Below are 25,007 nucleotides of genomic sequence, written 5' to 3' on the forward strand. Positions count from 1 at the left end.
CTATCCTCCTTGCATGGGGGCCAGAACCTCCAGCCGGTCGCCGTCGCGCAGCGCCTGCCCCGCGCGGGCCGATGAGGGCACGAAATCCCCGTTCAGCGCGGTGGCGACGCGGGCATCCGCCCAGCCCAGCTCGGCAAGGGCATCGGCCAGGGTGGTGGCGGTGATGTCGCGGGGGGTGCCGTTGACCTCAATCCTCATGGATCAGTTCTCCCTTGATGCGGTCGGTCAGATAGTCGGCGGCCTGCTGCGCCAGCGCGGGGGCCATCAGATAGCCGTGGCGGAACAGCCCGTTCAGATGCAGGACCCGCCCGCGCACCGTCACGCGGGGGATGTTGTCGGCGAAGGCCGGGCGCAGGTCGGTGCCCAGCTCGATGACCGACCCTTCGGCAAAACGCGGGTCCAGCGCATAGGCCGCCGACAGCAGTTCCAGCACGGAGCGTGCGGTGACGGGCGCGCGGCTGGCGCTTTCGATCTGGGTTGCGCCCAGCATGAACAGCCCGTCCGCGCGCGGCACGATATACAGCGGGTGGCGCGGATGCAGCAGGCGGACCGGGCGCGTCAGGGTGATCTCGGGGGCGTGGAGGACGGCCATCTCTCCACGCACGCCGCGCAGGCCGGGCAGGGCAGAAGACAGCCCGCGCGCGTCGATCACCGGACCGGGGATGTCCTGCGGATCGGCCTCGGCCCGTTCGACGGGGATGCCGCGCGCCGCCAGCCAGGCCAGCAGGTCGGCCAGCGCGCGGCGGGGGTCCAGATGCGCCTCGGTCGGAAAGAACAGGCCCGGGCGGGGCGGCAGGTCCGGCTCCAGTGCGGCACTATCGCAGGGCTGGTGGTCGCCCGCGCGGCGGGCAAAGCGCGACAGTTCCGCCCGGTCGCGGTCCAGCGCCACGACCAGCGTGCCGCGAGGGGTGACGGGCGTGACGGCGGACCAGGCCCGCGCCGCGTCCTGGCCCAGGCGGGTGATGACGGGTTCGGCGGTCACGCCCTCGCATTGGGGGGCCAGCATGCCGCCTGCCCACCACGAACAGCCATGCGGCCCCGGTGGGCCGTTGCGGTCCAGGATGCGCGGCGTGATCCCGCGCAGGGCCAGCACATGCGCCGCGAACAGCCCCGCCACGCCCGCGCCGATGATGGTCACGTCAGCCATGATGACATCCGACAGGGGGCCAGACCGCGTGGAAATGATGCACCGGCCCGTGGCTCGACCCCACGCCCAGCCCGTCGGCCGCCGCGATCGCGCCCTGCAGATAGCGATGCGCCCGCGCAACCGCCCGGTGCAGGTCCATGCCCTGTGCCAGGCCCGTTGCGATGGCCGCCGACAGGGTGCAACCAGTGCCGTGGGTGTTGCGCGTCACCTGTCGCGGCGCGGTCAGGCGGGTGACGCCCGCAGCGGTGACCAGCAGGTCGGTGCAGACGGGGCCGTCGGCATGGCCGCCCTTCATCAGCACCGCCCCCGCGCCCAGATCGCGCAGCGCCGCGGCCTGGTCGGCCATCTGATCCTCGGACGTGGCGGGGGCGCAATCCAGCAGGCAGGCGGCCTCGGGCAGGTTCGGGGTCAACAGCGTCGCGCGGGGCAGCAGCGCGCGCAGCGCGGCCATCGCCTCATCGGGCAGCAGCCGGTCGCCGGACTTGGCCACCATCACCGGGTCCAGCACCACCGGCAGGCCGCAGCCCTCCAGGCCCTGCGCGACGGTGCGGATGGCCTCAGCCCCGCCCAGCATGCCCAGCTTGACCGCCCGCACGTCCAGATCGTCAAGGACCGCCCGCATCTGCGCCGCGATCATCGCCAGGCTGGCGGGTTCGACCAACGCGACCGTGCGGGTGTTCTGCGCGGTCAGCGCCGTCACCACGCTGGCGCCATAGCAGCCAAGCGCCGAGAACGTCTTGAGATCCGCCTGGATTCCGGCGCCGCCGCCGGAATCGGACCCGGCGATGGTCAGGGCAATGGGTGCAGTCACGTCGTCCCTCCGCATGGCTGGCGGGGCAGGGACCGGGCGTATGGGGGGACAAAAGGCGGCACGGGGCCGCAAGCATCTGCACCGTTCCCTCCGCCGGTATGACCCGGATCAGGTTCGATGGGTTGGCTGTCGCCTCTCAGCCCCTGTGACGGGACACCCCAACGGTTTGCGGGACCAGCCTAGACCCCGCCGCCAGGGGCCGCAAGGGGGGACACCGCGCCGCGTTGCCGCGCCCCGCGCGCGGGATATGCTGAGCGCGAACGGACAGGGGGTGGTGGACATGGAACTGACGGCGACCCGCGCGGCGGGGTTGGAGCGGATGCGCGCATTCCAGCCGCGCATGGGCCTACGCTATGCCCAGGGGCGCAATGTGGATCATGGGCCGGGCCAGCATCGTGACGTGTCGGGCCTGTCGCCCTGGCTGCGCCGCCGCCTGCTGACCGAGCCCGAGGTGATCGCCACTGCCCTGGCCGCCCACGGCCCCGACCGCGCCGCCAAGTTCATCCAGGAGGTCGTCTGGCGCAGCTATTTCAAGGGCTGGCTGGAGCTGCGCCCGCAGGTCTGGGACAGCTATCGCTGTGGGCTGCGCGCCGATCTGGCGGCGCTGGAGCGTGACGATGCGCTGCACGACGCGGCCCTGCGCGCGCAGGAGGGGCGCACGGGGCTGGACTGTTTCGATGCCTGGGCGCGGGAACTGGTCGCCACGGGCTATCTGCACAACCACGCGCGGATGTGGTTCGCCTCGATCTGGATCTTCACGCTGCGGCTGCCGTGGCGGGTGGGGGCCGATTTCTTTCTGCGCCACCTGCTGGACGGGGATGCGGCGTCGAACACGCTCAGCTGGCGGTGGGTGGCGGGCCTGCACACGCGCGGCAAGCCCTATGAGGCGCAGGCCGACAACATCGCCCGGCTGACCGGCGGCCGCTTTGCCCCGCCGCCCGGCGATCTGGCCACCGTCACGCAGGGGCTGGAGGCGACCGAACCGGATGGCCTGCCGCCCACGCAACCGCTGCGCGCGGTCGTGGCGCCCGAACCGGGGCGCCCGACGGCGCTGCTGATCACCGATGACGATTGCTGTCCGGGGGATAAGCTGCCGCAGGGCTTGGACATCCGCGCGGCGGTCGCGCTGTCGGCGGGTCATCTGCGATCGCCGCTGGCGGTGTCGGAGGGGGTGCTGGCCTTTGATGCGGGCGCGCTGGCGGATGCGGCGGCACGGGCCGGGATGCGGGCCGATCCGCTGCGGGCGGAGGACCCCGCGGGCCTGGCGCAATGGGCGATGCGGGCAGGCGTGACGCAGATCGCGACGCCCTTTGTCACGCAGGGGCCGGTGCGCTATTGGCTGGATGCGGCGCGGCCCCATCTGGCGGCGCAGGGTATCGTGCTGTCCGAGGCGCGCCGGGACTGGGACGCGGCGGTCTGGCCGCTGGCCACGGCGGGGTTCTTCAAGGTCGGTCAGAGGATCCCGGCCCTGCTGGACCGGCTGATCCCGGCCTGATCAGGCCGGAACCCCGCACAGGCCCGCCAGCGCGTCCAGCATCGGCGCGCCGCGATGGGCCGGGGCGTCGCGACCCGGTGCCTCGGGCGCGTCAAAGCCGACATGGCCGGCCATCTCGGCCACCTCGATCGAGGTGACGGTCGGCTGCACGCCCAGCTGCGCCAGGATCGCGCCGATCCGCACCGCCGTGCGACGGTCGCCGACCCCCAGCACGTTGCCCGAGGGGATGCGGATCTCTCCTCCGGCCGGGCTGTTCGAGGGGCGCGCCGGCCAGTGGCAGATACCGAAATCGCGTCCTGCCGTCAGGCCCGACACCTGCTGGATCGCCTGTTGCAGGACCCCGCGGATGGTGCCCGGCAGGACCGGGGCCTGCTGCATGACGACGTGGAACCCGTCCTTCAGCGCCAGGATCTGGCCCAGGGTGCGCCCGGTGGCCTGCAGGGCGTGACAGCTGCTCTGGCCCGGCTCTGCGATGTCGCAGCCGCCGGTCACGATGGTCACGTCGCTGGCCAACACGGCGGGCAGGATGTCGTCCGATGCCTGGATGCGCCCCGCCAGGACGCCGCGACGGACCAGCGCCGCCAGGGCGGGTTCGATATGGGCGATGCGGCCCTGGGCCAGGGTCTCGACCCGGTCGGGATCGACATCGATGCCGATGACATGATGGCCCAGATCGGCCAGCACGGCCGCGGTCATCACCCCCTGCCGTCCCAGCCCCAGGACCGAGATCACCGGAAGCGGGCGCACCGACAGGGCCGGGCGGAAGGCCTGATGGGGAGGCTGGTGGATCATGATCGTCACTCCTGCTGCGGTCTTGCCCCCTTGTGGCAGATCGCGCCCCGCCGGTCGCGCGGTCGGAAGCATGGTGGCGGGGTGCAAAAGGCGCAGCCGATCACGACGAAGGGATAGCCCCTATCCGATCGGATAGGACGCCCACCAGCGGGCCGCGATCGCTAGGATTTTAGAAAGCTTTCCGTGGCAAACTATCCTTTCGGATAGGACACTATGCCGACGCTCCGACCGCCGGGGATGGTCTGCGTGCCAGACTGGGGGCTGTCCAACCCTTGCATCATGAGGCTTACCGATGAAGCGACTGACCCTCTTCCTGCTGCTGGCCCTGACCGGCCCGGCCCTTGCGGATGAACCCATGCTGACCGTCACGGGGCCCGAGGGCAGCCGCGGCTATGACCTGGCGGCCCTGGAGGCCTTGGGCGCGGTCAGCTTTGCGACCTCGACCATCTGGACCGAAGGGGCGCCGACCTTCACCGGCGTGCCGCTGCAGGCGCTGCTGGACGATGCGGGCATCACCGACGGGGTCGTCGCCGCCACCGCCATCAACGATTACGCCGTCCAGATCCCCGTGGACGAGGTCACCGCCGAATACCCGATCGTGGCCTATCACCTGGACGGCCAGGTGATGTCCGTGCGCGACAAGGGGCCGCTCTGGGTGGTCTATCCCTATGATTCGGATGCCGCGCTGCAGTCCGAGGTCATCTATTCCCGCAGCATCTGGCAACTGGACCGGCTGTCGGTGTCCAGATGATCGACGCCGTGGGCAGGGATGTGCAGGTGCCGCGCATGCGATGCTGCGTCCGGCTGCTGCCCGCGGTCTTTGCGCTGGTGATCCTGGCGATGGGGGTGACCGTCTGGACCCTGCAGGAAGACGCCCGCGCCCAGATCGAAGAGATGGGCACCGCCGCCACGGACAGCACCCAATGGTTCCTGGCTCAGTCCGAGGTCGAGGCCCTGGCCCTGCAGCGCGCGATCCTGCTGATGGAGGTGGATGCGACCGGTGATCCGGCGCTGGCCCGCGATCTGCGCCGGCGTTTCGACATTTTCTATTCGCGCATCCAGACCCTGCGCAGTGGCCGCACCTATCAGCGGCTGCGCAATGAGCCGGGCATGGTCGAGGCGCTGGCCGGGCTGCAGGCCATGCTGGACGCCCAGATCCCGGCGATCGACGGCGAGGATGCCACCCTGCGCGCGGCCCTGCCCGCAATGAGCGCGGCCATGGGTCAGGGCATTACGCAGATCCGGCACGTCTCGCTGGAGGGGGTGCGCGTCTTTGCGGACAAGTCCGCCGAACGCCGCGAGGGGGTGGCCCGGGCCATGACCACGCTGTCGCTGTTGGTCGTGCCGCTGTTTCTGGTGCTGGCCCTCAGCGTGGTCATCCTGTCGCTGATGGTGCGTGCCGCAGATACACGCAACCGCCGCATCGCGGCCGTCGGCAGCCGGATGCAGTCGCTGTTCGAGGCGTCGATCGACGCCATTCTGGTGGCGCGACCCGATGGGCGTATCCTGGGCTTCAACGCCGCCGCGCAGCGCATCTATGGCTATTCCCCGGCCGAGGCGATGGGCAGCGACATGGTCGATCTGCTGACCCCCCGCGATCAGCGCGCGGCGGTGCGTGCGCTGCTGGCCGAGGTGCGCGACCGGCGCGCCCGCCCGCGCGATGGCGGCCCCGACATCATCCAGGCGACCGCACGGCACAAATCCGGCAGGATCATCCCGGTCGAGGTGTCGATCTCGGTCGCGGAGGGCGAGGATGGGCCGCTGCTGGTGGGCTTTGTCCGCGATGTGTCGCGCCGCGCCGCCGAGGAGGCGGAAATGATCGAGGCCCGCGACCGCGCCGTTGCCGGAGAGCAGGCCAAGACCCGCATGATCGCCGTCATGAGCCATGAGATGCGCACCCCCCTGAACGGCATCCTGGGCCTGCTGGACCTGCTGTCCCTGACCCCGCTGGACGACCGTCAGCGCCAGTACCTGCAGGCGATGGAGCATTCGGGCCGAATGCTGCTGGGCCATGTGAACGACGTGCTGGACACGTCGCGGGCGCGGGGCGGGCGGCTGGTCCTGGCGGCGGCGCCGGTGGATCTGCGGGCGGTGGTGGCGGCGGCGGTGGATGGCCTTCAGGCGCAGGCGCGCGCGGCGGGAAACTGCCTGACGCTGGAGTGTCAGGGGGCGGATCATGGCCTGGTGGTGGGCGACGCCGCGCGGCTGGAGCAGATCGTCGTCAACCTGGTCGGCAACGCGATCAAGTTCACCGAGAACGGCACGATCAGGGTCGATCTGGACCGCACCGGCCCCCCGGGCCAGATCGAGCTGCGCGTGACCGACAGCGGAATCGGCATCCCCGAGGAGGATCTGGGCCGCATCTTTGACGAGTTCGTGACCCTTGGGTCGACCTTCGACCGCAAGGTCGAGGGGACGGGGCTGGGTCTCAGCATCGTCAAGGGCCTCGTCGATGCCATGGGCGGAGAGATCGACGTGGCCAGTGAGCCGGGGCAGGGCACGGCATTCCGCATCGGCCTGCATCTGCCGCCGGCCAAGGCCCAGCCACAGCGTCCCGACCTGCCCGCGCCGGCCCCGGTGGCCTCGGGTGATCTCAAGGTCCTGCTGGTCGAGGATAACGCCATCAACCGCCTTGTCGCCCGCGAAATGCTGCGTCGGCAGGGGTGCCATGTCCTTGAGGCAGAGGACGGCTTGGTCGGCGTGCAGATGGCGCAGGATGAGCGGTTCGACCTGATCCTGATGGATATCAGCATGCCGCGCCTGAACGGCATTGACGCCGCCCGCCAGATCCGGGCCGAGGGGGCCAACCGGCACAGCCCCATCGTCGCCCTGACCGCCCATGCCATGCCCGAGGATCTGGCCCGCTTTCGCGAGGCGGGCATGGACCGCGCCCTGGTCAAGCCGCTGTCGCGGGCCGATCTTGTCTCGATGATCGAGGGGCTGCGTCCGGCGCCCGCCGCGGATGATCTGGAGGCCCTTGATGCGGTGGCGGGCCACAGGCCGGGGTCGTTGCGCCAGCGTATCCTGGCCGAGCTGCGCGAGGGGTTGGACCAGCTGCCGGACGGGGGCGGCGCCGCGCTGGCGCATCGCCTTGCGGGCAGTGCGGCGGTGCTGGGGCTGGCCGAGATGCATCACGGTCTGATCGGGCTGGAGCGTGACCTGACCGCGGGATGCGCCAACGGTCAGATTGACGCAGATTTGCGCAAGTTGCGGAAAATGCTTGACAGTTATGCGCCCGAAACGGCCGTGCCGGAGGCTGAACCACGTCGACAGGCGGGCTCCGGTCCGTAAGATGGGCGGGCGCATGGGCGGTCCCGAGGCCCGCCCGACAGCAGCGAGGATGACATGAGGATATTGCTTGCCGATGACCACAGCCTCGTCCGCGAAGCCGTCTGCGCCTTTCTGACCGCCGAAGGGTTCGAGGATGTCACGGGCGTCAGCTCGCTGCACGAGGCGCTGGACCGGGTGGCCGATGATGCGCCCTTTGATCTGGTGTTGCTGGATTACGACATGCCGGGGATGAACGGGCTGGACGGCCTGTCGCGGATGCGTGCCGCCATGGGCGCGCGGCCTGTGGCGATGTTGACGGGCTCTGCCTCTCCGGCGGTGGCGCGGCAGGCGTTGGACGCGGGGGCGCGGGGCTTTCTGCCCAAGACCCTGTCGGCCAAGTCGCTGGCTGCGGCGATCCAGTTCATCGCCGCGGGCGGCGTGTTTGCGCCCTATGACCTGATGGCGGCCGCGCCGACGCGCCCCGCCGACGGGCTGACGCAGCGCGAATCAGAGGTGCTGTCCGGCCTGTGCGAAGGCAAGTCCAACAAGGAAATCGCCAACGATCTGAACCTCCAGGAGGTCACGATCAAGCTGCACGTCAAGACCCTGTGCCGCAAGCTGGGCGCCCGCAACCGCACCCAGGCCGCGATGCTGGCGCAGGATCGGGCGCTTCATCCGTAAGGGCCGGATTTGCGCTGGCATGCGCCGCGTTGCTGTTTCAGGATGCGGGCGCAGGGTTGCCACGGGGCCGAAGATGGACAGACGCGGGTTGGAGATGACGGTGCTGATGACGCCGGACATGGCGAATTTCAGCGGCAAGGTGCATGGCGGCGCGCTGCTGGCGCTGCTGGACCGGGTCGCCTATGCCTGCGCGTCGCGCTGGTCGGGGGAATATGCCGTTACCCTGTCGGTCGATCAGGTCACCTTCAAGGAGGCGATCCATGTGGGCGAACTGGTCACGTTCCGCGCCCGCGTGAACCATACCGGGCGCACCTCGATGGAGGTCGGCATCCGGGTCGAGGCCGAGCATATCCGCCGCGGGACCAGCAGGCACACCAATTCCTGCTATTTCACCATGGTCGCGGTCGATGAGCGGGGCAGGCCGCTGCCCGTGCCGCCTGCCGATCCGCAGGACGATCTGGACCGCGCCCGCTGGCGCGCGGCCGAGGTGCGTCGCGCCATGCGCCGCGAGATTGCGGCCCGCCAGGAGGCCGCGTCGACCGCACCGTGATTGGGCGTGGACTTTGGCGCGCGGGTGGCGTAACAGACCGCCTTTGGCCCTGCTTGTCCGGGGCGGCGGGTGCAGGGTGGGCCGGTCGCAGCGACTTTGGGTGCCGCTCACCGGATGCCGGTCAAGGCGTCCCCGCATTTGGCGAATCACATGACTGAACTGAATATCCCGGCGCCCCTTCAGGCGGCGCTGGCCGACAAGGGCTATGAGAGCCTGACCTCCGTGCAGACGGCCGTTCTGGCGCCGGAGGCCGCGGGCCGCGACGTGCTGGTCTCGGCGCAGACCGGATCGGGCAAGACCGTGGCCTTTGGCCTGGCGATCGGTGCCGATCTGCTGGACGGCGCGCGCATGATCGAGGGTCAGCTGCCGCTGGCGCTGGCCATCGCGCCGACGCGCGAACTGGCGTTGCAGGTCGCGCGCGAGCTGGAATGGCTCTATGCCGGGACCGGCGCGCAGATCGCGACCTGCGTCGGCGGCATGGATTACCGCAACGAAAAACGCGCGCTGCAGCGTGGCGCGCAGATCGTGGTCGGCACGCCGGGCCGCCTGCGCGACCATATCGACCGGGGCAGCCTGGATCTGTCGGACCTGCGCGCCGCCGTCCTGGACGAGGCCGACGAGATGCTGGACCTGGGCTTCCGCGAGGACCTGGAGTTCATCCTGGGCGCCGCACCGGTCGAACGCCGCACGCTGATGTTCTCGGCCACGGTGCCCTCGGCGATCGAAAAGCTGGCCCGCGATTTCCAGCGCGACGCCCTGCGCATCGCCGCCATGGGCGAGGCGCGCCAGCACGGCGACATCGCCTATCGCGCCTATACCGTGACCGCCCGCGACCGCGAGCCCGCGATCTTCAACCTGCTGCGCATCCACGAGGCGCAGACCGCCATCGTCTTCTGCAAGACGCGGGCCAATGTGAATCACCTGCTGGCGCGCATGTCCAACCGTGGATTCAAGTGCGTGGCGCTGTCCGGCGAGCTGTCCCAGCAGGAGCGGACCCACGCCCTGCAGGCGCTGCGCGACGGGCGTGCCCGCGTCTGTATCGCGACCGATGTGGCCGCACGCGGCATCGACCTGCCGGGGCTGGAGCTGGTGATCCATGCCGACCTGCCGACCAACCCCGACACGATGCTGCACCGCTCGGGTCGGACGGGGCGGGCGGGGTCCAAGGGGATCTCGGCGCTGATCGTGCCCTCGGCCGATTACCGGCGGGCGCAGCGCCTGCTGCAGAACGCCAAGGTGACCGCCGAATGGCTGGACGCCCCCACCGCGGACGAGGTGCGCGCCCGCGACGATCAGCGCATGCTGGACCACCCCGGCCTGCACGAGCCCGCGGGCGAGGATGCGCCCCTGGCCGCCCAGCTGCTGGAGCAGTTCAGCGCTGAACAGGTGGCCGCCGCCTTCCTGCGCATGTGGCGCGAAGGCCGCCCCGCCGCCGAGGAGCTGTCCGAGGCCCATGCCCCGCCCACGCCCATGGCGCCGCGGCCGCAGCGTGAATTCGGACCCTCGGTCTGGTTCACGCTGTCGGTCGGCCATTCGGGTCGGGCCGAGGCACGCTGGCTGCTGCCCAAGATCTGCGATGCGGGCGGGATCACCCGCGACGGCATCGGCGCGATCCGCGTCAAGCAGGACCTGTCCTATGTCCAGATCGCGGCCGACCAGGCCAGCCGGTTCGGCGATTTCATCGAGATCAGCGACGAGGTCACCATGCGCCGCATGGACGGCGCTCCGGATCTGGATGCGCCCATCGAACGCGCCCCACGCGCACCGCGCACCGACAACCGGTCGGAAGGCCGCAAGCCCGCGCCCCGCGCCAAGCCTGTCGCGTCGGACGAGGGCCATCAGAGCCGGGTCAAGGCCGCGCGTGGAGGCTGGGTCCCCGATGAGGCCCCCGCCGCCGACCCGCGCGACGCCGGACCCCATGGCGCCGTGAAGGCCTGGAAGAAGAAGCCCGCCGCCGCCGGCGCCGCCAAAGGCCCGAAACCGGCCTGGGCCAAGCCGCGCGCCGACAAGGCCCCGGCCGCGAAGCCGCATCGCAAGGGCCCCAAACGTCCCGATTGAGCTTTGCGCGTTGCCTGATTAACAGGCAACGTTCCGGCTTCCCTGCATGTCGTGCAGGTCCGCGCCCGGTGCGCCCCCCGGGGTTGCCGGGCGCGACGCGTTCGCGTCATGGAATGTCGTAATTGGTGTTGCCAGCCGCGGATGGCGGCGCGTAACCTTTCCCTTGCGCTGAATAACCAACGACAACAGGGAGAGCGCCTTTTGCTGGACGACCGCCACGGCGACGCTTTCGTCGCCTTCGAGCATGTGCAAAAAAGCTATGACGGACAGACGCTTGTCGTCAAAGACCTGAATCTTTCCATCGCCAAGGGAGAGTTCCTGACCATGCTGGGACCGTCCGGTTCCGGCAAGACGACCTGCCTGATGATGCTGGCGGGTTTCGAGACCGCCACCCACGGAGAGATCCGCCTGGATGGGCGCCCGATCAACCAGGTGCCGCCCCACAAGCGCGGCATCGGCATGGTGTTCCAGAACTATGCGCTGTTCCCCCACATGACTGTCGGAGAGAACCTGTCCTTTCCGCTGGAGGTGCGGGGCATGTCCTCGGCCGAGCGCAACACGCGGGTCGCCCGCGCGCTGGACATGGTGCAGATGGGCAAGTTCGCCAATCGCCGCCCCGCCCAGCTGTCGGGCGGCCAGCAGCAGCGCATCGCCCTGGCCCGCGCGCTGGTCTTTGACCCCGAGCTGGTGCTGATGGACGAGCCGCTTGGCGCGCTGGACAAGCAGCTGCGCGAGCATATGCAGTTCGAGATCAAGCATCTGCACGAAAGGCTGGGCATCACCGTCGTCTATGTGACCCATGACCAGGGCGAGGCGCTGACCATGTCGGACCGCATCGCCGTCTTCAATGACGGGCGCATCCAGCAGCTGGCCGCGCCCTCGGACCTCTATGAGCGCCCCGAGAACAGCTTTGTCGCCAGCTTCATCGGAGAGAACAACGCCCTGCCCGGCGTGATCGAGCAGCTGGACGGCGACAAGGCCCTGGTCCGGCTGGACGGCGGCGGGGTGATCGACGCCACCGCCGTGAACATCCGCGAGAAGGGCCAGCGCACCACCGTCTCGATCCGCCCCGAGCGGGTCGAGTTCAAGCCCGAGATGATGCCCTCCGGCGCCCATACCATCGAGGCTCAAGTGGTCGAGGTGATCTATATGGGCGACATCCTGCGCGCCCGCCTGAAGGTGGCGGGCAGCGACAATTTCGTCATGAAAATGCGCAACACCATCGGCCAGACCCGTCTGGACCCCGGCCAGGTGATCCGCATCGGCTGGCATCCGCAGGATGCCCGCGCCCTCGACCCGATCTGACTATCCAAGCGGAGACCTTGCAATGAAACGATTTCTGGCCCTCAGCACCGCGATCGGCCTGGTCGGCGGACCGGCGCTGGCTGATGTGAACCTGCTGTCCTGGGGCGGTGCCTATGGCAACAGCCACCTGGAGGCCTATGCCAAGCCCTTCACCGCCGAAACCGGCATCAGCGTCGTCATGTCCGACGCCGACAACCCCGCCACGCCGATCAAGGCGCAGGTCGAGGCGGGCAATGTCAACATCGACGTCGCCTCGGTCGAATATGCCGATGCGGTGCGCCTGTGCGACGAGGGTGCGCTGGAGGTGATCGACCCCGCCATCCTGCTGCCTGCCGAGGACGGCACCGCGGCGATGGACGATTTCATCGAGGGGGCGGTGACCGAGTGCTTTGTGGGCACGGACGTCTATTCGATGGTCCTGGCGTTCAACGACAGTGCGTTCCCCGAGGCCAAGCCCGCCAGCCCCGCGGATTTCTTTGACACGGCCGCCTTCCCCGGCAAGCGCACGATGCGCAAGGGCGCCAAGTTCAACCTGGAGCTGGCGCTGATGGCCGATGGCGTGCCCGCCGCCGAGGTCTATGAGGTCTTGGCCACCCCTGAGGGCGTGGACCGCGCATTCGCGAAACTGGACACGATCAAGACCGACGTGATCTGGTGGGAGGCCGGCGCCCAGCCCCCGCAGCTGCTGGCGGATGGTGAGGTCAGCATGGCCTATGCCTTCAACGGGCGCATCTTCAACGCGGCGCAGGCCGACGGGCAGCCCTTCGAGATCATCTGGGACGGCCAGATCTACGAGATGGAGGGCTGGGTGATCCCCACCGGCGCGCCGAACCTTGAGCAGGCGCTGGAATTCGTCGCCTGGACCACCGCCCCCGCGCCCCAGGCCCGTGCGGCCGAATTCATCAGCTATGGCCCGCCGCGCCGCTCGGCCGCCGCGATGGTCGGCAATATCGAGGGCACCGATCAGCCGATGGGCCCGAACCTGCCCACCTATGAGGCGAACATGGAGGGCGCGCTTGGCTCGGACCTGGAATTCTGGGTCGATCGCGACGCCGAACTGAACGAGCGGTTCAACAGCTGGCTGGCCAGCTGAACCCGCCTCTCCGGGCGGCCACGCGCCGCCCGGATCGCCCCGCAGGGGGCCAATGACAACGGGCGCAACAGCCCGAGACCATCCAACCGGGAGAAAACCACCGTGAAAACCACGCTTATTCTGTCGACCGCCCTTGGCGGGTTCGCCTTTGCAGCCGCCGCCCAGGAGGTCAATGTCGTGTCCTGGGGCGGCGCCTATGAGGTCAGCCAGGTCGAGGCCTATAACAAGCCCTTCACCGCCGAGACGGGCATCCGCGTCAACATGATCGCCGCCGACAACCCCGCCACGCCGCTGCGCGCGCAGGTCGAGGCGCGCAACGTCAGCGGCGACGTCTTTGACGTCGAGGTCAGCGACGCGATCCGCCTGTGCGACGAGGGCGCGCTGGTCGAGATCGACCCGGCCAGCCTGCCCGCCGCCCCTGACGGAACCCCCGCGGCTGACGATTTCGTGCCGGGCGCGCTGCTGGATTGTGCCGTGGCCAACATCGTCTGGGGCACGGTCATCAGCTATAACACCACCAAGTTCGAGGGCGACGCGCCCACCACGGCGGCGGATCTCTTCGACACCGAGACCTTCCCCGGCAAGCGCGGCCTGCCCAAGAACCCCAAGCGCACGCTGTATCTGGCCCTGATCGCCGATGGCGTCCCCGCCGCCGAGGTCTATGACCAGCTGGCCACCGAGGAGGGCGTGCAGCGCGCCTTTGACAAGCTGGACACGATCAAGTCGGACGTCGTCTGGTGGGAGGCCGGCGCCCAGCCCGTGCAGCTCTTGGCCGATGGTGAGGTCAGCATGACCACCGTCTATAACGGCCGCGTCTTCGACGCGATGGTGGCCGAGAACCAGCCCTTCGAGATCATCTGGGATGGGCAGTACATGGACATGGACATGTTCGTGATCCCGGTCGATGCGCCCAATCCCGAAGCGGCGATGGAATACCTGAAATTCGCCACCGACACGCAGCGGCTGGCCGATCAGGCGCGCTATATCGCCTATGGCCCGGCGCGGAAATCCTCGGCCTCGCTGGTCGGCCTCTATCAGGACGGCGTAACCGAGATGGGCCCGCACATGCCCACCAGCCCCGAGGCGCTGGCCAATGCCGTGATGGACGACCCGGAATTCTGGGCCGACCATGCCGCCGAGCTGACCGAACGCTTCAACAGCTGGCTGGCCTCCTCCTGATCCGAAACGCCGCCGCCCCATCGCGGGGTGGCGGCCCTGACTGCCGGGGACGACATGGCGAACGCCGCACTTGATCCACATGCCGCCATCGCCACCACCGCATCCGGGGTGGGGCAGGGGCTGCTGACCACCGCCGACGGCAAGCCGCTCGCCCGGGCCCTGGTGCGCAGCCAGCGCCGCGCGCGCAGGCGGGCCTTTCTGCTGGTCCTGCCGCTGCTGGCCTTTGTCGTCATCACCTTCGTGGTGCCGATCGGGCAGATGCTGCAGCGGTCCTTCTACAATGACGGGTTCTCGGCCAATATGCCGCAGGTCTCGGCCTGGTTCGCGGCCACCGAACGCGGCACCGACCCCGACGACGCGGCATGGACCGCGCTGGCCCAGGATCTGGTCGCCAGCGCCGACGCGCGCAGCATCGGCGTGGTGGGCACGCGGGTCAATTACGACATGCCGGGCACGCGGTCGCTGTTCACCGCCACGGGCCGCCAGGTCCGCGGCGGGCTGGAGCCGCCCTATCGCGAGGCCCTGCTGGAGATCAACGAGACCTGGGGCGATCCGCGCCTGTGGTCGGTGATGCGCGAGGCCTCGACCCCTGTCACCGCCAATTTCTATCTGGCCGCCGTGGACCGCACCCGCGACGACGAGGGCCGCGTCCAGCAAGTCGCCGAACAGCAGCGGATCTATGTGACCCTGTTCTGGCGGACCTTCTGGCTGTCGGCGGTGATCACCGCGCTGACCTTTGTTCTGGGCTTTCCCATCGCGCATCTGCTGGCGACGCTGCCCATGCGGCAGTCGAACCTGCTGATGATCCTGGTGCTGCTGCCCTTCTGGACGTCGCTGCTGGTGCGGACCACCAGCTGGATGGTGCTGCTGCAGCAGCAGGGCGTGATCAACGACATCCTGGTCTGGATGGGCGTGATCGGCGGCGGCCAGCGGTTGCAGATGATCTATAACCAGACCGGCACGATCATCGCGATGACGCATATCCTGCTGCCCTTCATGATCCTGCCGCTGTATTCGGTGATGCGCACGATCAACCCGTCCTATGTCCGCGCGGCGCGCAGCCTGGGGGCGACCAGCTGGACTGCGTTCCGGCGCGTCTATTTCCCGCAGACCCTGCCGGGCCTGGGGGCGGGCGCGATGCTGGTCTTCATCCTGGCGGTCGGGTATTACATCACGCCCGCGCTGGTCGGCGGGTCCTCGGGGCAGCTGATCTCGAACATGATCGCCTCGCACATGACGGGCACGCTGAACTGGTCCATGGCGGCGGCGCTGGCAGCCCTGCTGTTGGGCGCGGTGCTGGTGCTCTATTGGCTCTATGATCGCCTTGTCGGCGTCGACAACCTGAAACTGGGGTAAGCGCATGGCCGTTCCGACCTATGCCAGCCCGCTGGAGCGTCTGTGGCATTACACCCGCCTGACGATCTGCGCGCTGATCTTTGTCTTCCTGATCGCGCCGATCATCGTGATCATCCCGCTGTCCTTCAATGCCGAACCCTATTTCACCTTCACCGACCGGATGCTGTCCTTTGACCCCGAAGGCTACAGCACCCGCTGGTATTCCAGCCTGCTGACCTTCGGGATGCAGAATCCCGACGCCACGGGCTGGGCCTTCTGGTCGGATGCCTGGGCCAACGCGAACTGGATCAAGGCGGCCAAGAACTCGATCATCATCGGGGTGTTCTCGACGATTGTGGCCACGGTGCTGGGGACGCTGGCGGCCTTGGGCCTGTCGCGCCCCGAGATGCCGTTCCGCCGCGCGATCATGGCGATCCTGATCTCTCCCATGATCGTGCCGCTGATCATCACCGCGACGGGGATGTTCTTCTTCTATTCGAATCCCTGCGAGCTGCTGACACTGATCGGGCTGGACCCGCAATGCGGGCGGCTGGCGGGCACCTATCTGGGCGTGATCCTGGCCCACGCGACCTTGGGCATTCCCTTCGTCATCATTACCGTGACGGCGACGTTGGTCGGGTTCGACCAGTCTCTGAATCGGGCCGCGGCCAGCCTGGGGGCCAATCCGCGGACCACGTTCTTCAAGGTGACGATGCCGCTGATCCTGCCAGGGGTGGTGTCGGGCGCGCTGTTCGCGTTCGTGACGTCCTTCGATGAGGTGGTGGCGGTGCTGTTCATCGCCGGGCCCGAACAGCAGACCATTCCGCGCCAGATGTGGAACGGCATCCGCGAGCAGATCAGCCCGGCCATCCTGGCGGTGGCGACGCTGCTGGTGATCTTTTCGATCGCGCTTCTGACCACGGTCGAGCTGTTGCGCCGCCGGTCCGAGCGCATCCGGGGCGTCACGCCGCGATGACGCCCGAGGAGTTGGAGGACGAGGACGCGCGGCCCGCGCCGCCCGTCTATCCCGCGATCACGGGGGCCGAGCGCGCCCATGGCCGCCGTCTGGCCGCGATCCACGACATGTATCGGGCCGAGCTGGACGCTGTGGCACGGCTGCTGGATGCGATCAGGGCGGGCAGCGGGAATGCCGCCGACCTGGCACCGGCAGTGGCGGGGACGCAGCTGGCGCGCAACATGGCGCTGTTCGGCACCGCCTGCGGGCGCGATTGCGCGTTGCTGCAGAACCACCATGACATCGAGGAGCAGTGGATGTTCCCATCCCTGGCCGAGCGGGGCGGCGCGGTTCTGGCGCCGGTCATTGCGCGGCTGAAGGCCGAGCATGCGGTGATCCACGGGCTGATCGGCGCCCTGCACGAGGCGGCGCGCGATCTGGCGGCGTCGCCGGGGGCGGAGGGGTTCGCGCGCTGCGCGGCGGATTTCGCGGTGCTGGACCGGGCGATCCGGTCGCATTTCGGCTATGAGGAGCGGGCGTTGGAGGAGCCTTTGGGGGCGCTGCGCGTGCCGATCTGACGGCGGGGTTGCGTCCCGCGACGGCGGGGGGCCAGCCCCCCGCACCCCCCGCCGGGGAGCCTGCGGCCCCCCGGACCCCCGCGTCATGTCAAGGGAGAAGCGCCAGCCACATCCAGACGGACAGGGTCGAGAGGGCCGTCGCGATCAGCACGCTGGAGGCCGCAACCCGCCGCGCGGCGCCGTAGATGTTGGCGAAGAGATAGGCGTTCACCCCGGGGGCCATCGACGCGGTCAGCACCGCCGAGCGCATGCCGTCGCGGTCGAGGCCCAGCAGCCATCCCGTGCCGAAGGTGATCGCCGGGTGCAGGATCAGCGACGCCGCGCAGCACATCGCGATGGTCGCCATGTCGCCCTCGGGGCGATAGCGATAGAGGACGCCGCCCAGCCCGAACAGCGCCGCAGGCAGTGCCGCGCGGGCGATCATGTCGGCCGCGTCCCAGAACCCCTGCGGCAGCGCCAGGCCCGCCTGCATCAGCAGGTTCACCGACAGCCCCGCCAGAATGCCGATCACCAGGGACGTCCGCAGCACCCCCGTCAGCGCCTTGAGCGCCACGCGTCCGACGGACAGGCCGCTGCCGCGGGCACGGGTGAACTCCATCACCGTGATCCCGAAGGTGTAGAGCATGGGCGAATGCAGCGCGATGATGGCCCAGTTTCCCGCCAGCGCGTCGGGCCCATAGGCACGTTCGGTGATCGGCACCCCGAGCAGCAGCGTGTTCGAGAACAGGCACACAAAGCCGATCGCCACGCAATCGACCGGGGGGCGGCGGAACAGCCAGCGCGCCCCCGCCCAGCCCGCGCCGAAGGCCGCGAAGGCCCCGGCATAGAAGGGGATCAGCAGCTGGGCGCGAAACTCGGTCCCCAGATCCAGCCGCGCCATCGACACGAAGAGCAGCGTCGGCACGGCGAAGTTCTGGGCAAAGCTCATCAGCCCGTCGACGCCCGCGGCGCTGAACCAGCCGCGCCAGGTCACCAGATAGCCAAAGCCCACGATCAGGAAGACCGGAAGGATGATCGTGAAAAGGACGCTCATGCGGCGGGGGGCAGGTCGGGGCTGTGGGCGGTGGTCACGATCCGCATGCCGTCGAAGGCAGGTTCGACATGGGGCGGGGTCCGGGCGGCGACGGCGGCGTAATCCATCTCGATATGCATGTTGGTCAGCACGGCGCGCGGGCTGCGGGCGCGGGCGATCCAGTCCAGCGCCAGGTCCAGATGGGCGTGGCTGGGATGCGGCTCGGGGCGCAGGGCGTCGATGATGACGACCGGCGCGTCCTGGATCAGCGGCCAGGCGGTGTCGGGAATGTCGGACACGTCGGGCAGATAGACCAGCCCGCCGATGCGAAAGCCCAGGGCGGTGATCTCTCCGTGCTGGACGCGGAAGGGGATCAGCGTGATCGCGCCGCCCGGCCCGTCGATGGTGATGCGGCCGGTGATGGGGTGCAGGGCGCAGATCGGGGGATACTGGCTGCCCTCGGGCGTCTGGAAGACATAACCGAAGCGGGTGGTCAGTGCCTCGGCCGTGGGGCCGTCCGCCCAGAGGGGCAGGATGCGGCGGGCGTTGAAGACCAGCTGGCGCAGGTCGTCGATGCCGTGGACATGATCGGCATGGGCATGGGTATAGACGACCGCATCCAGCGTCGCCACGTCCGCATCCAGCATCTGCGGGACCAGGTCGGGGCCGGTGTCGATCAGCACCTGCGTGGTGCCGCCCGGCCCGTCGCGTTCGACCAGCAGCGAACAGCGGCGGCGCCGGTTCCTGGGGTTCGCGGGGTCGCAATCGCCCCATCGGTTGCCAAGGCGCGGCACGCCCCCCGACGATCCGCAGCCCAGGATCGTGGCGCGGATCGTGTCGGTCATCGGGCGGCCTTCCAGAACAGGCGGTCGAAATTCGCCTCGGTCCGGGCGGCGAATTCGGGCAGGGACAGGCCGAACAGCTGCGCCCCCACGGCGGCGGTATGGGCGACATAGGCGGGCTCGTTCCGGCGCCCGCGATGGGGGGGCGGGGCCAGATAGGGGCTGTCGGTTTCCACCAGGATACGGTCCAGCGGCGCGGCCGCGAAGATGTCGCGCAGATCCTGGGACCGCGGAAATGCCGCGATGCCCGACATCGACAGATAGAACCCCAGATCCAGCGCCGCCTGCGCCAGCGCGGGGGTCGAGCTGAAGCAATGCATGACGCAGCTGTAGGCACCTGCGCGGTGTTCCTCGGCCAGGATGCGGGCCATGTCGTCATCGGCGTCGCGGGCGTGAATGATCAGGGGCAGGCGGGTCAGGCGCGCGGCCTGAATGTGGATGCGCAGGCTGTCCTGCTGGGCCTGCGCGCTGTCGGCGGTGTAGTGGTAATCCAGCCCCGTCTCGCCGATGGCCACGAATTTAGGGTGATCGGCCAGGGCCACCAGCTGATCGACGGTGGCCATCGGCTCGTCCGCGACGCTCATCGGGTGGGTGCCTACGGCGTAGAAGACGCCATCATGCGCCTTGGCCAGGGCGCGCACGGCGGGCTCCTGGCGCAGGCGGGTGCAGATGGTGACCATCCGCCCGACGCCCGCGGCGCGGGCGCGGTCGATCAGGGCGGCATGTTCGCCGTCGAAATCGGGGAAATCCAGGTGGCAATGGCTGTCGGTCAGCCGGAGGGCCGCATCGGTCATCGGTCAGGCCTTGGTCAGGGACGCTTGCGCGGGCGGCAGCTGCGCCAGTTCCAGCACCATATCCATGACCAGCGCGGCAGGGTCAAGGTTGACCGCCCGACCCGTGCGGGCACGCGCCGACAGGCGGGACTGCGCCTCGGCCCAGATGCGGGCAGCGTGGTCGTCGGGCGACAGCCGCGCCATCAGGGCGCCTTCGCCGCGCGCGGCCTGGGGCAGGGGCGCGCCCATCAGCCCCGCGCGCGCCAGCCGGGTGACAAAGCGGTCCAGCACGGTGATGGTCAGATCGAACGGGTCGCCATCGGCGCCTGCGCGCCCCGCCGCGCCATCGGCGAATTTCGACGCGGCCAGGCGGTCCAGCCGGGGCAGGGTGGCGAACAGATCGACCAGCGCCTGATAGCGGTCCAGCCCCCCCTGACCCGCCAGCCGCAGCGCCTCTCCGACGGACCCGTCGGAGAGGGCCGACAGCGCCTCGGCATCCTCGTTCAGGCCCATGTCGGACAGAATCGCGGACATCTGGCGCGGCGGCAGGGGCGACAGGCGCAGCGTGCGGCAGCGCGACCGGATCGTGGGCAGCAGCCGCGCGGGCTGATGCGCGATCAGCAGGATCAGCGCGTCTGACGGTGGCTCCTCCAGCACCTTCAGCAGGGCGTTGGCGGCGGCGGTGTTCATCTCATCGGCGGCGTCGATGATGGCGACGCGGCGCCCCCCTTCGGCGGCCGACAGGTGGAAGAAGGACAGCAGCCGGCGGATCTCGTCCACGGTGATCTCGGCGCGCAGGCGGCTGGTCTTGTCGTCCCAGGGGCGGCGGATCAGGGCCAGGCGCGGCTCGGACAGGGCGGCGATGCGGCGGGCCTCGAGGGTGTCGGGGTCGACGGATAGATCGGCCCGCCCGGTATCGGCCAGAAGCCAGCGCGCGATGGCCCAGGCTAGCGTCGCCTTGCCCACGCCGCGCGGCCCGGTCAGCAGCCAGGCATGGTGCAGCCGGTCGCCCTGTGCCGCCTGCAGGAAAGACGCAACCGCCGCATCCTGACCGATCACGCGCGGCGCGTGGCGCGGATGGGGCGCGCCGGGAACCCGGTCGGGTTCGGGAATATCGTCGGGCGCGGTCTTCACAGCGCGGCCAGGATGCGGGCGGAGACGTCCCCGGCGGTGCCGCTGCCGTCGATCAGGCGCACGCGGTCGGGATATTCGGCGGCCAGCGCGCGGAACCCCGTCGCCAGCCGCTGCTGGAACGACAGGCCCAGGCTTTCGAACCGATCCTCGGCCCCGCCACGCGCATTGCCTCGCGCCAGCCCCGTCGCGGGGTCGATGTCGATGACAAAGGTCCGGTCCGGCTCGACCCCGATCATCAGCGCGTGCAGCCGGTCGACCATGTCGCGCAGATCGCCCCGCGCAGCACCCTGATAGACGCGGGTGCTGTCGGCAAAGCGGTCGGTCACCACCACGCGGCCCGCCTCCAGCGCCGGGCGGATGGTGCGTTCCAGATGATCGCGGCGGGCGGCGGTGAACAGCAGGCACTCGGTCTCGGGCGACCAGCGTTCGCCGGCACCCTCGACCAGCAGGCGGCGGATCTCCTCGGCGCCGGGGCTGCCGCCGGGCTCGCGGGTCAGCACCACGTCGCGGCCCTGGGCGCGCAGTGCGTCGGCCAGCAGGCGTCCTTGGGTGGATTTGCCGCAGCCGTCGATGCCCTCCAGGCTGATCAGCATCAGCCGGTGACGGCGGTGATGGCGCGCTGACCCAGCTGCATCACGGCGCCCTTCATGCGGCCCAGAAAGCCCGCCTCGGGGACGTCCTGGGTGGCGATCAGCGGCGTGACCGTGTCGCGGGTGCCGGGGATGGTCACGACCAGCTGGCCCAAGCGGTCGCCGCGCGCGATGGGGGCGGGGATGGGGCTGTCATAGACGACCTCGACCCGGACCTCGTCCTGGACGCCCGCGGGCACCAGCACGTTCACGCCATTGGCGGTGGTCAGGCCCACGCGGCTGGCCGTGCCCAGCCAGACCGGCGCGCTGACGACGGTTTCGCCTGCGGGAACAAGGCTCTGCATGGTGAACTGACGGAAGGCCCAGTTGACAAGACGCTCGGATTCCTCGGCCCGCGCGCGGTCCGATTGCAACCCGCTGATGACGAAGATCACCCGCCGCCCGTCCTGGATGGCCGAGCCGACCAAGCCGTATCCGGCCTCCTGGGTGTGCCCGGTCTTGAGCCCGTCGGCGGTCCAGTCCGCCGCCCCGATGGCCAGCAGCGGGTTGCGGTTGCGCGCATTCGAGGGCACCCGGTCCTTGTAGTTGAACGAGGTCATCGCGAAGTTCGGATAGAGGTCCGGGAATTCGCGGATCATGTAATCCGCCAGCAGCCCCAGATCCTCCATCGACATGCGGTGTCCGGGGTCGGGCCAGCCCGAGCTGTTGGTCAGCGTGGTATGCGTCAGGCCCAGCTGGGCTGCGCGCTCATTCATCAGGCGGGCAAAGGCATCCTCGCTGCCGGCCAGCCCTTCGGCGACCACGACGCAGGCATCGTTGCCGGAATTGATGATGATGCCATAAATCAGCTCTTCGACGGTTGGGCGGTCGGCGGGTTCGACGAACATCTTGGAGCCGCCCATCCGCCATGCCTTTTCCGAGACCGGAAAGGTGGTGTCCATCGCCACGCGACCGTCACGCAGGGCCTCGAACAGCATGGTCAGCGTCATCAGCTTGGACATGGATGCCGGGGGCAGGGGAACGTCGGCGTTCTTTTCCATCAGGACGGTTCCCGACTGGACGTCATAGACCCAGGCCGACGTGGCCGCGGTGTCAAAGGCCCGCGCGGGGGCGGCCATCGCCAGCGCCGCGGCGATCCAGATCAGGAATGTGCGCATGATGTGTCCCCTTGCCCGTTTTCCGCAATGGTTACATCAACCTCTGCGTGCCCGCAACGCGCGTTGAAAGCGCCGCGAAAAACGTGATCAGGCCCCCACCGCCGCGCGCCAATGACGACGGCAAAGAGACACATAGGTCTCGTTCCCGCCGACCTGCACCTGCGCGCCTTCGGTGATGGGGCGGCCCTGATCGTCCTGGCGGATGACCATGGTGGCCTTTTTGCCGCAATGGCAGATGGTGCGCACCTCGCGCATGTCATCGGCCAGGGCCAGCAGGGCCGCCGATCCGGGGAACAGCTCTCCGCGGAAATCGACGCGCAGGCCATAGCACATGACCGGAATGCCCAGATCATCGGCCACGCGGGCCAGCTGCCAGACCTGGTCGCGGGTCAGGAACTGCGCCTCGTCGATGAAGACGCAGGCCGGGCGCGGCAGGCTGGCCGCGATCAGCGCCATCAGGTCCGTCGCGCTGTCGAACGAGGCGGCCTCATCCGCGATGCCGATGCGGCTGGCGATGCGGCCCTGGCCCGCGCGGTCGTCCAGCGCCGCCGTCAGCAGCAGCGTGTCCATGCCGCGTTCGCGATAGTTGTAGGATGCCTGCAGCAGCAAGGTGCTCTTGCCGGCGTTCATCGTCGAATAGTTGAAATAGAGCTTTGCCATGACGCCGTGGGCCATACCCGCGCGACAGCCCCGCCACAAGCAAAAGCCGCCGGGGATCGCGCCCCGGCGGCTGTCTTGGGATCGCCTTCGCGGCGAGGATCAGGCCGTGCGGCTTTTGGGCGCACGCGACGGGCGGCGGGCCGGGCGCTTATGCGCACCCCCGTCCATCGGCTTGCCACGACCGCGCTGCGGACCGCCTGCGGGACCGGCCGCGGCGGCTGCGGCCGCGGAAGGCACATCGCCCCCGATCACGGGGATGGTGTTCTTCATCGCCTTTTCGATGGCGCGCAGCTCTCCCAGTTCGGCGGGCGAACAGAAGGCCACGGCGCGACCGTCACGGCCCGCACGCGCGGTCCGGCCGATGCGGTGGACATAGTTCTCCGGCACATTGGGCAGGTCGTAGTTATAGATATGCGCCACGTCCGGGATATCCAGGCCACGGGCGGCCACGTCGGTTGCGACCAGGACCTTGGTCTCTCCCTTGCGGAAAGCCTCCAGGGCGCGCTCACGCTGGCCCTGCGACTTGTTGCCGTGGATCGCGGCGACGGCAAAGCCCCAGCTGTCCAGCAATTTGGCCAGCTTGTCGCAGCCATGCTTGGTGCGGCCAAAGACCATCGCCATTTCCTGCGTGTGCTTGGACATGTATTCGGCCAGCAGCTTGGCCTTGTCGCCCTGGCTGACGAAATGCACGCCCTGGTCGATCTTCTTGGCGGCCTGGCCCGGGGGGTTCACGGCGACCTTGACCGGGTTGGTCAGATAGGTGTCCGACAGCTCGGACATCAGCTTGGGCATCGTGGCCGAGAACATCAGCGTCTGACGCTCGCGCGGCAGCATCCGCGCGATCTTGCGCAGGGTGTGGATGAAGCCGATGTCCAGCATCTGGTCGGCTTCGTCCAGCACCAGATAGGTGGTGGCCTCTAGGCTGATCGCGCGACGCTCGATCAGGTCCATCAGGCGGCCCGGCGTCGCGATCAGCACGTCCACGCCGCGCGACAGCCGCTCGGTCTGGGTGTTGATCGAGGCGCCGCCCACGACGCGGAACGACCGGATCGGCGTGCCTTCGGCATAGGCGTCGATGTTCGTCGCGATCTGGGTGGCAAGCTCGCGGGTCGGCGCCAGGATCAGCGCGCGGCAGGTCTTGGGGTCGGGCTTCTTGCCATAGTTGATCAGGCGGGTCAGCATCGGCAGGCCGAAGGCCGCCGTCTTGCCGGTGCCGGTCTGGGCCAGGCCCAGCACGTCACGGCCCTGCACGATGGCGGGGATGCCCTGTTCCTGGATCGGCGTAGGCGTGGTCAGGCCCATCGCGATGATGTTCGCGTTGATGCGGTGGTCGATGCCCATATCGGCAAAGGGTCCGGTGATGACCGGTTCGCGCGCGGGGGCGCGGCGGCCTTCGTTGGCCTGGATCGGCGCGCGGGCGGGAGTGGATTTGCCGCCACGGTTGGGGCGACGGCGGGTGTTGTTCTGTTCCATAGGATCTTTCGTCCCCATGCGTCCCCCGTATCGGACGCAAGGGCAGGGGCCGCACGACAGCGCGCAGCCAATGGCAGGGGTGCAGGCGCGATACGAGGATGCCTGCTGCCTCCCCGC

The 25,007-nt window shown here is 69.3% G+C and carries 24 protein-coding genes and 1 riboswitch; of the genes, 12 read left to right on the plus strand and 12 right to left on the minus strand.

The window, feature by feature from the left end; genetic code table 11:
• From thiS to thiD, 3 genes are read right to left on the minus strand one after another with little or no spacing between them, the layout of a single operon-like run.
• Positions 1–198, minus strand: a complete 198-nt coding sequence (thiS, locus tag FA740_RS10830; protein WP_136856793.1) for a sulfur carrier protein ThiS — start codon at positions 196–198, stop codon at positions 1–3.
• Positions 188–1,147 (minus strand): FAD-dependent oxidoreductase, encoded by a 960-nt coding sequence (locus FA740_RS10835; protein ID WP_136856794.1) that lies wholly within the window; start codon positions 1,145–1,147, stop codon positions 188–190. Before FA740_RS10835 ends, thiS begins: the two co-directional genes overlap by 11 nt.
• On the minus strand, positions 1,140–1,973 hold the full coding sequence (gene thiD, locus FA740_RS10840) for a bifunctional hydroxymethylpyrimidine kinase/phosphomethylpyrimidine kinase (RefSeq protein WP_136856795.1): 834 nt from the start codon (positions 1,971–1,973) through the stop codon (positions 1,140–1,142). Before thiD ends, FA740_RS10835 begins: the two co-directional genes overlap by 8 nt.
• 53 nt (positions 1,974–2,026) lie before the next feature.
• Positions 2,027–2,129: riboswitch (TPP riboswitch) on the minus strand.
• Positions 2,130–2,238: 109 nt separating this feature from the next.
• Here thiD and FA740_RS10845 point away from each other — a divergent pair.
• Positions 2,239–3,453 (plus strand): FAD-binding domain-containing protein, encoded by a 1,215-nt coding sequence (locus FA740_RS10845; protein WP_211243691.1) that lies wholly within the window; start codon positions 2,239–2,241, stop codon positions 3,451–3,453.
• Here FA740_RS10845 and FA740_RS10850 read toward each other — a convergent pair whose 3' ends face one another.
• On the minus strand, positions 3,454–4,245 hold the full coding sequence (locus FA740_RS10850; RefSeq protein WP_169306278.1) for a Rossmann-fold NAD(P)-binding domain-containing protein: 792 nt from the start codon (positions 4,243–4,245) through the stop codon (positions 3,454–3,456).
• Positions 4,246–4,537: 292 nt separating this feature from the next.
• Here FA740_RS10850 and FA740_RS10855 point away from each other — a divergent pair, with 292 nt between their 5' ends.
• The 11 genes from FA740_RS10855 (at position 4,538) to FA740_RS10905 (ending at position 17,249) form a co-directional block, all read left to right on the plus strand.
• The gene (locus tag FA740_RS10855; protein WP_136856797.1) at positions 4,538–4,996 is read left to right on the plus strand and encodes a putative pterin-binding protein; all 459 of its coding nucleotides are present in this window, start codon (positions 4,538–4,540) and stop codon (positions 4,994–4,996) included.
• Entirely contained in the window at positions 4,993–7,536 is a 2,544-nt protein-coding gene (locus FA740_RS10860) for a hybrid sensor histidine kinase/response regulator (RefSeq protein ID WP_169306279.1), read from the plus strand. Before FA740_RS10855 ends, FA740_RS10860 begins: the two co-directional genes overlap by 4 nt.
• 54 nt (positions 7,537–7,590) lie before the next feature.
• Positions 7,591–8,196, plus strand: a complete 606-nt coding sequence (locus tag FA740_RS10865) for a response regulator (protein WP_136856799.1) — start codon at positions 7,591–7,593, stop codon at positions 8,194–8,196.
• 73 nt (positions 8,197–8,269) lie between these two features.
• Entirely contained in the window at positions 8,270–8,746 is a 477-nt protein-coding gene (locus tag FA740_RS10870) for an acyl-CoA thioesterase (RefSeq protein ID WP_136856800.1), read from the plus strand.
• 150 nt (positions 8,747–8,896) lie between these two features.
• Positions 8,897–10,804: a DEAD/DEAH box helicase gene (locus FA740_RS10875; protein WP_136856801.1), complete on the plus strand. Its 1,908-nt coding sequence runs from the start codon at positions 8,897–8,899 to the stop codon at positions 10,802–10,804.
• A gap of 201 nt (positions 10,805–11,005) precedes the next feature.
• Positions 11,006–12,109, plus strand: a complete 1,104-nt coding sequence (locus FA740_RS10880) for an ABC transporter ATP-binding protein (RefSeq protein WP_169306280.1) — start codon at positions 11,006–11,008, stop codon at positions 12,107–12,109.
• Between the two features lie 22 nt (positions 12,110–12,131).
• The gene (locus FA740_RS10885; protein WP_136856803.1) at positions 12,132–13,202 is read left to right on the plus strand and encodes an ABC transporter substrate-binding protein; all 1,071 of its coding nucleotides are present in this window, start codon (positions 12,132–12,134) and stop codon (positions 13,200–13,202) included.
• Between the two features lie 102 nt (positions 13,203–13,304).
• Entirely contained in the window at positions 13,305–14,381 is a 1,077-nt protein-coding gene (locus FA740_RS10890) for an ABC transporter substrate-binding protein (RefSeq protein ID WP_136856804.1), read from the plus strand.
• 54 nt (positions 14,382–14,435) lie between these two features.
• Entirely contained in the window at positions 14,436–15,737 is a 1,302-nt protein-coding gene (locus FA740_RS10895) for an ABC transporter permease (protein WP_136856805.1), read from the plus strand.
• A gap of 4 nt (positions 15,738–15,741) precedes the next feature.
• The gene (locus tag FA740_RS10900; protein ID WP_136856806.1) at positions 15,742–16,692 is read left to right on the plus strand and encodes an ABC transporter permease; all 951 of its coding nucleotides are present in this window, start codon (positions 15,742–15,744) and stop codon (positions 16,690–16,692) included.
• Positions 16,689–17,249 carry a hemerythrin domain-containing protein gene (locus FA740_RS10905; RefSeq protein ID WP_136856807.1) on the plus strand — a complete coding sequence of 187 codons (561 nt, stop codon included), beginning with the start codon at positions 16,689–16,691 and terminating at the stop codon, positions 17,247–17,249. Before FA740_RS10900 ends, FA740_RS10905 begins: the two co-directional genes overlap by 4 nt.
• An 88-nt stretch (positions 17,250–17,337) precedes the next feature.
• Here the strand turns inward: FA740_RS10905 and FA740_RS10910 are convergent, their stop codons facing one another.
• From FA740_RS10910 to FA740_RS10945, 8 genes are all read right to left on the minus strand, one after another.
• Positions 17,338–18,282 carry an AEC family transporter gene (locus tag FA740_RS10910; RefSeq protein WP_136856808.1) on the minus strand — a complete coding sequence of 315 codons (945 nt, stop codon included), beginning with the start codon at positions 18,280–18,282 and terminating at the stop codon, positions 17,338–17,340.
• Positions 18,279–19,106: an MBL fold metallo-hydrolase gene (locus FA740_RS10915; protein WP_136856809.1), complete on the minus strand. Its 828-nt coding sequence runs from the start codon at positions 19,104–19,106 to the stop codon at positions 18,279–18,281. The genes FA740_RS10910 and FA740_RS10915 overlap by 4 nt, the downstream gene beginning before the upstream one ends.
• Positions 19,103–19,897 (minus strand): TatD family hydrolase, encoded by a 795-nt coding sequence (locus tag FA740_RS10920; protein WP_136856810.1) that lies wholly within the window; start codon positions 19,895–19,897, stop codon positions 19,103–19,105. The genes FA740_RS10915 and FA740_RS10920 overlap by 4 nt, the downstream gene beginning before the upstream one ends.
• Positions 19,898–19,900: 3 nt before the next feature.
• Positions 19,901–21,010 (minus strand): DNA polymerase III subunit delta', encoded by a 1,110-nt coding sequence (locus FA740_RS10925; protein WP_136856811.1) that lies wholly within the window; start codon positions 21,008–21,010, stop codon positions 19,901–19,903.
• Entirely contained in the window at positions 21,007–21,603 is a 597-nt protein-coding gene (tmk, locus tag FA740_RS10930; protein ID WP_136856812.1) for a dTMP kinase, read from the minus strand. Before tmk ends, FA740_RS10925 begins: the two co-directional genes overlap by 4 nt.
• On the minus strand, positions 21,603–22,757 hold the full coding sequence (locus FA740_RS10935) for a D-alanyl-D-alanine carboxypeptidase family protein (RefSeq protein WP_136856813.1): 1,155 nt from the start codon (positions 22,755–22,757) through the stop codon (positions 21,603–21,605). Before FA740_RS10935 ends, tmk begins: the two co-directional genes overlap by 1 nt.
• A gap of 87 nt (positions 22,758–22,844) precedes the next feature.
• Positions 22,845–23,417, minus strand: coding sequence for a thymidine kinase (locus FA740_RS10940; protein WP_136856814.1), 573 nt, complete (start codon positions 23,415–23,417; stop codon positions 22,845–22,847).
• Between the two features lie 99 nt (positions 23,418–23,516).
• A complete protein-coding gene (locus FA740_RS10945) occupies positions 23,517–24,890 on the minus strand; it encodes a DEAD/DEAH box helicase (protein ID WP_409597520.1) in 1,374 nt (457 codons plus the stop codon).
• Between the last annotated feature and the right edge of the window lie 117 nt (positions 24,891–25,007).

The sequence above is a fragment of the Paracoccus hibiscisoli genome (assembly GCF_005048265.1).
Lineage (GTDB): Bacteria > Pseudomonadota > Alphaproteobacteria > Rhodobacterales > Rhodobacteraceae > Paracoccus > Paracoccus hibiscisoli.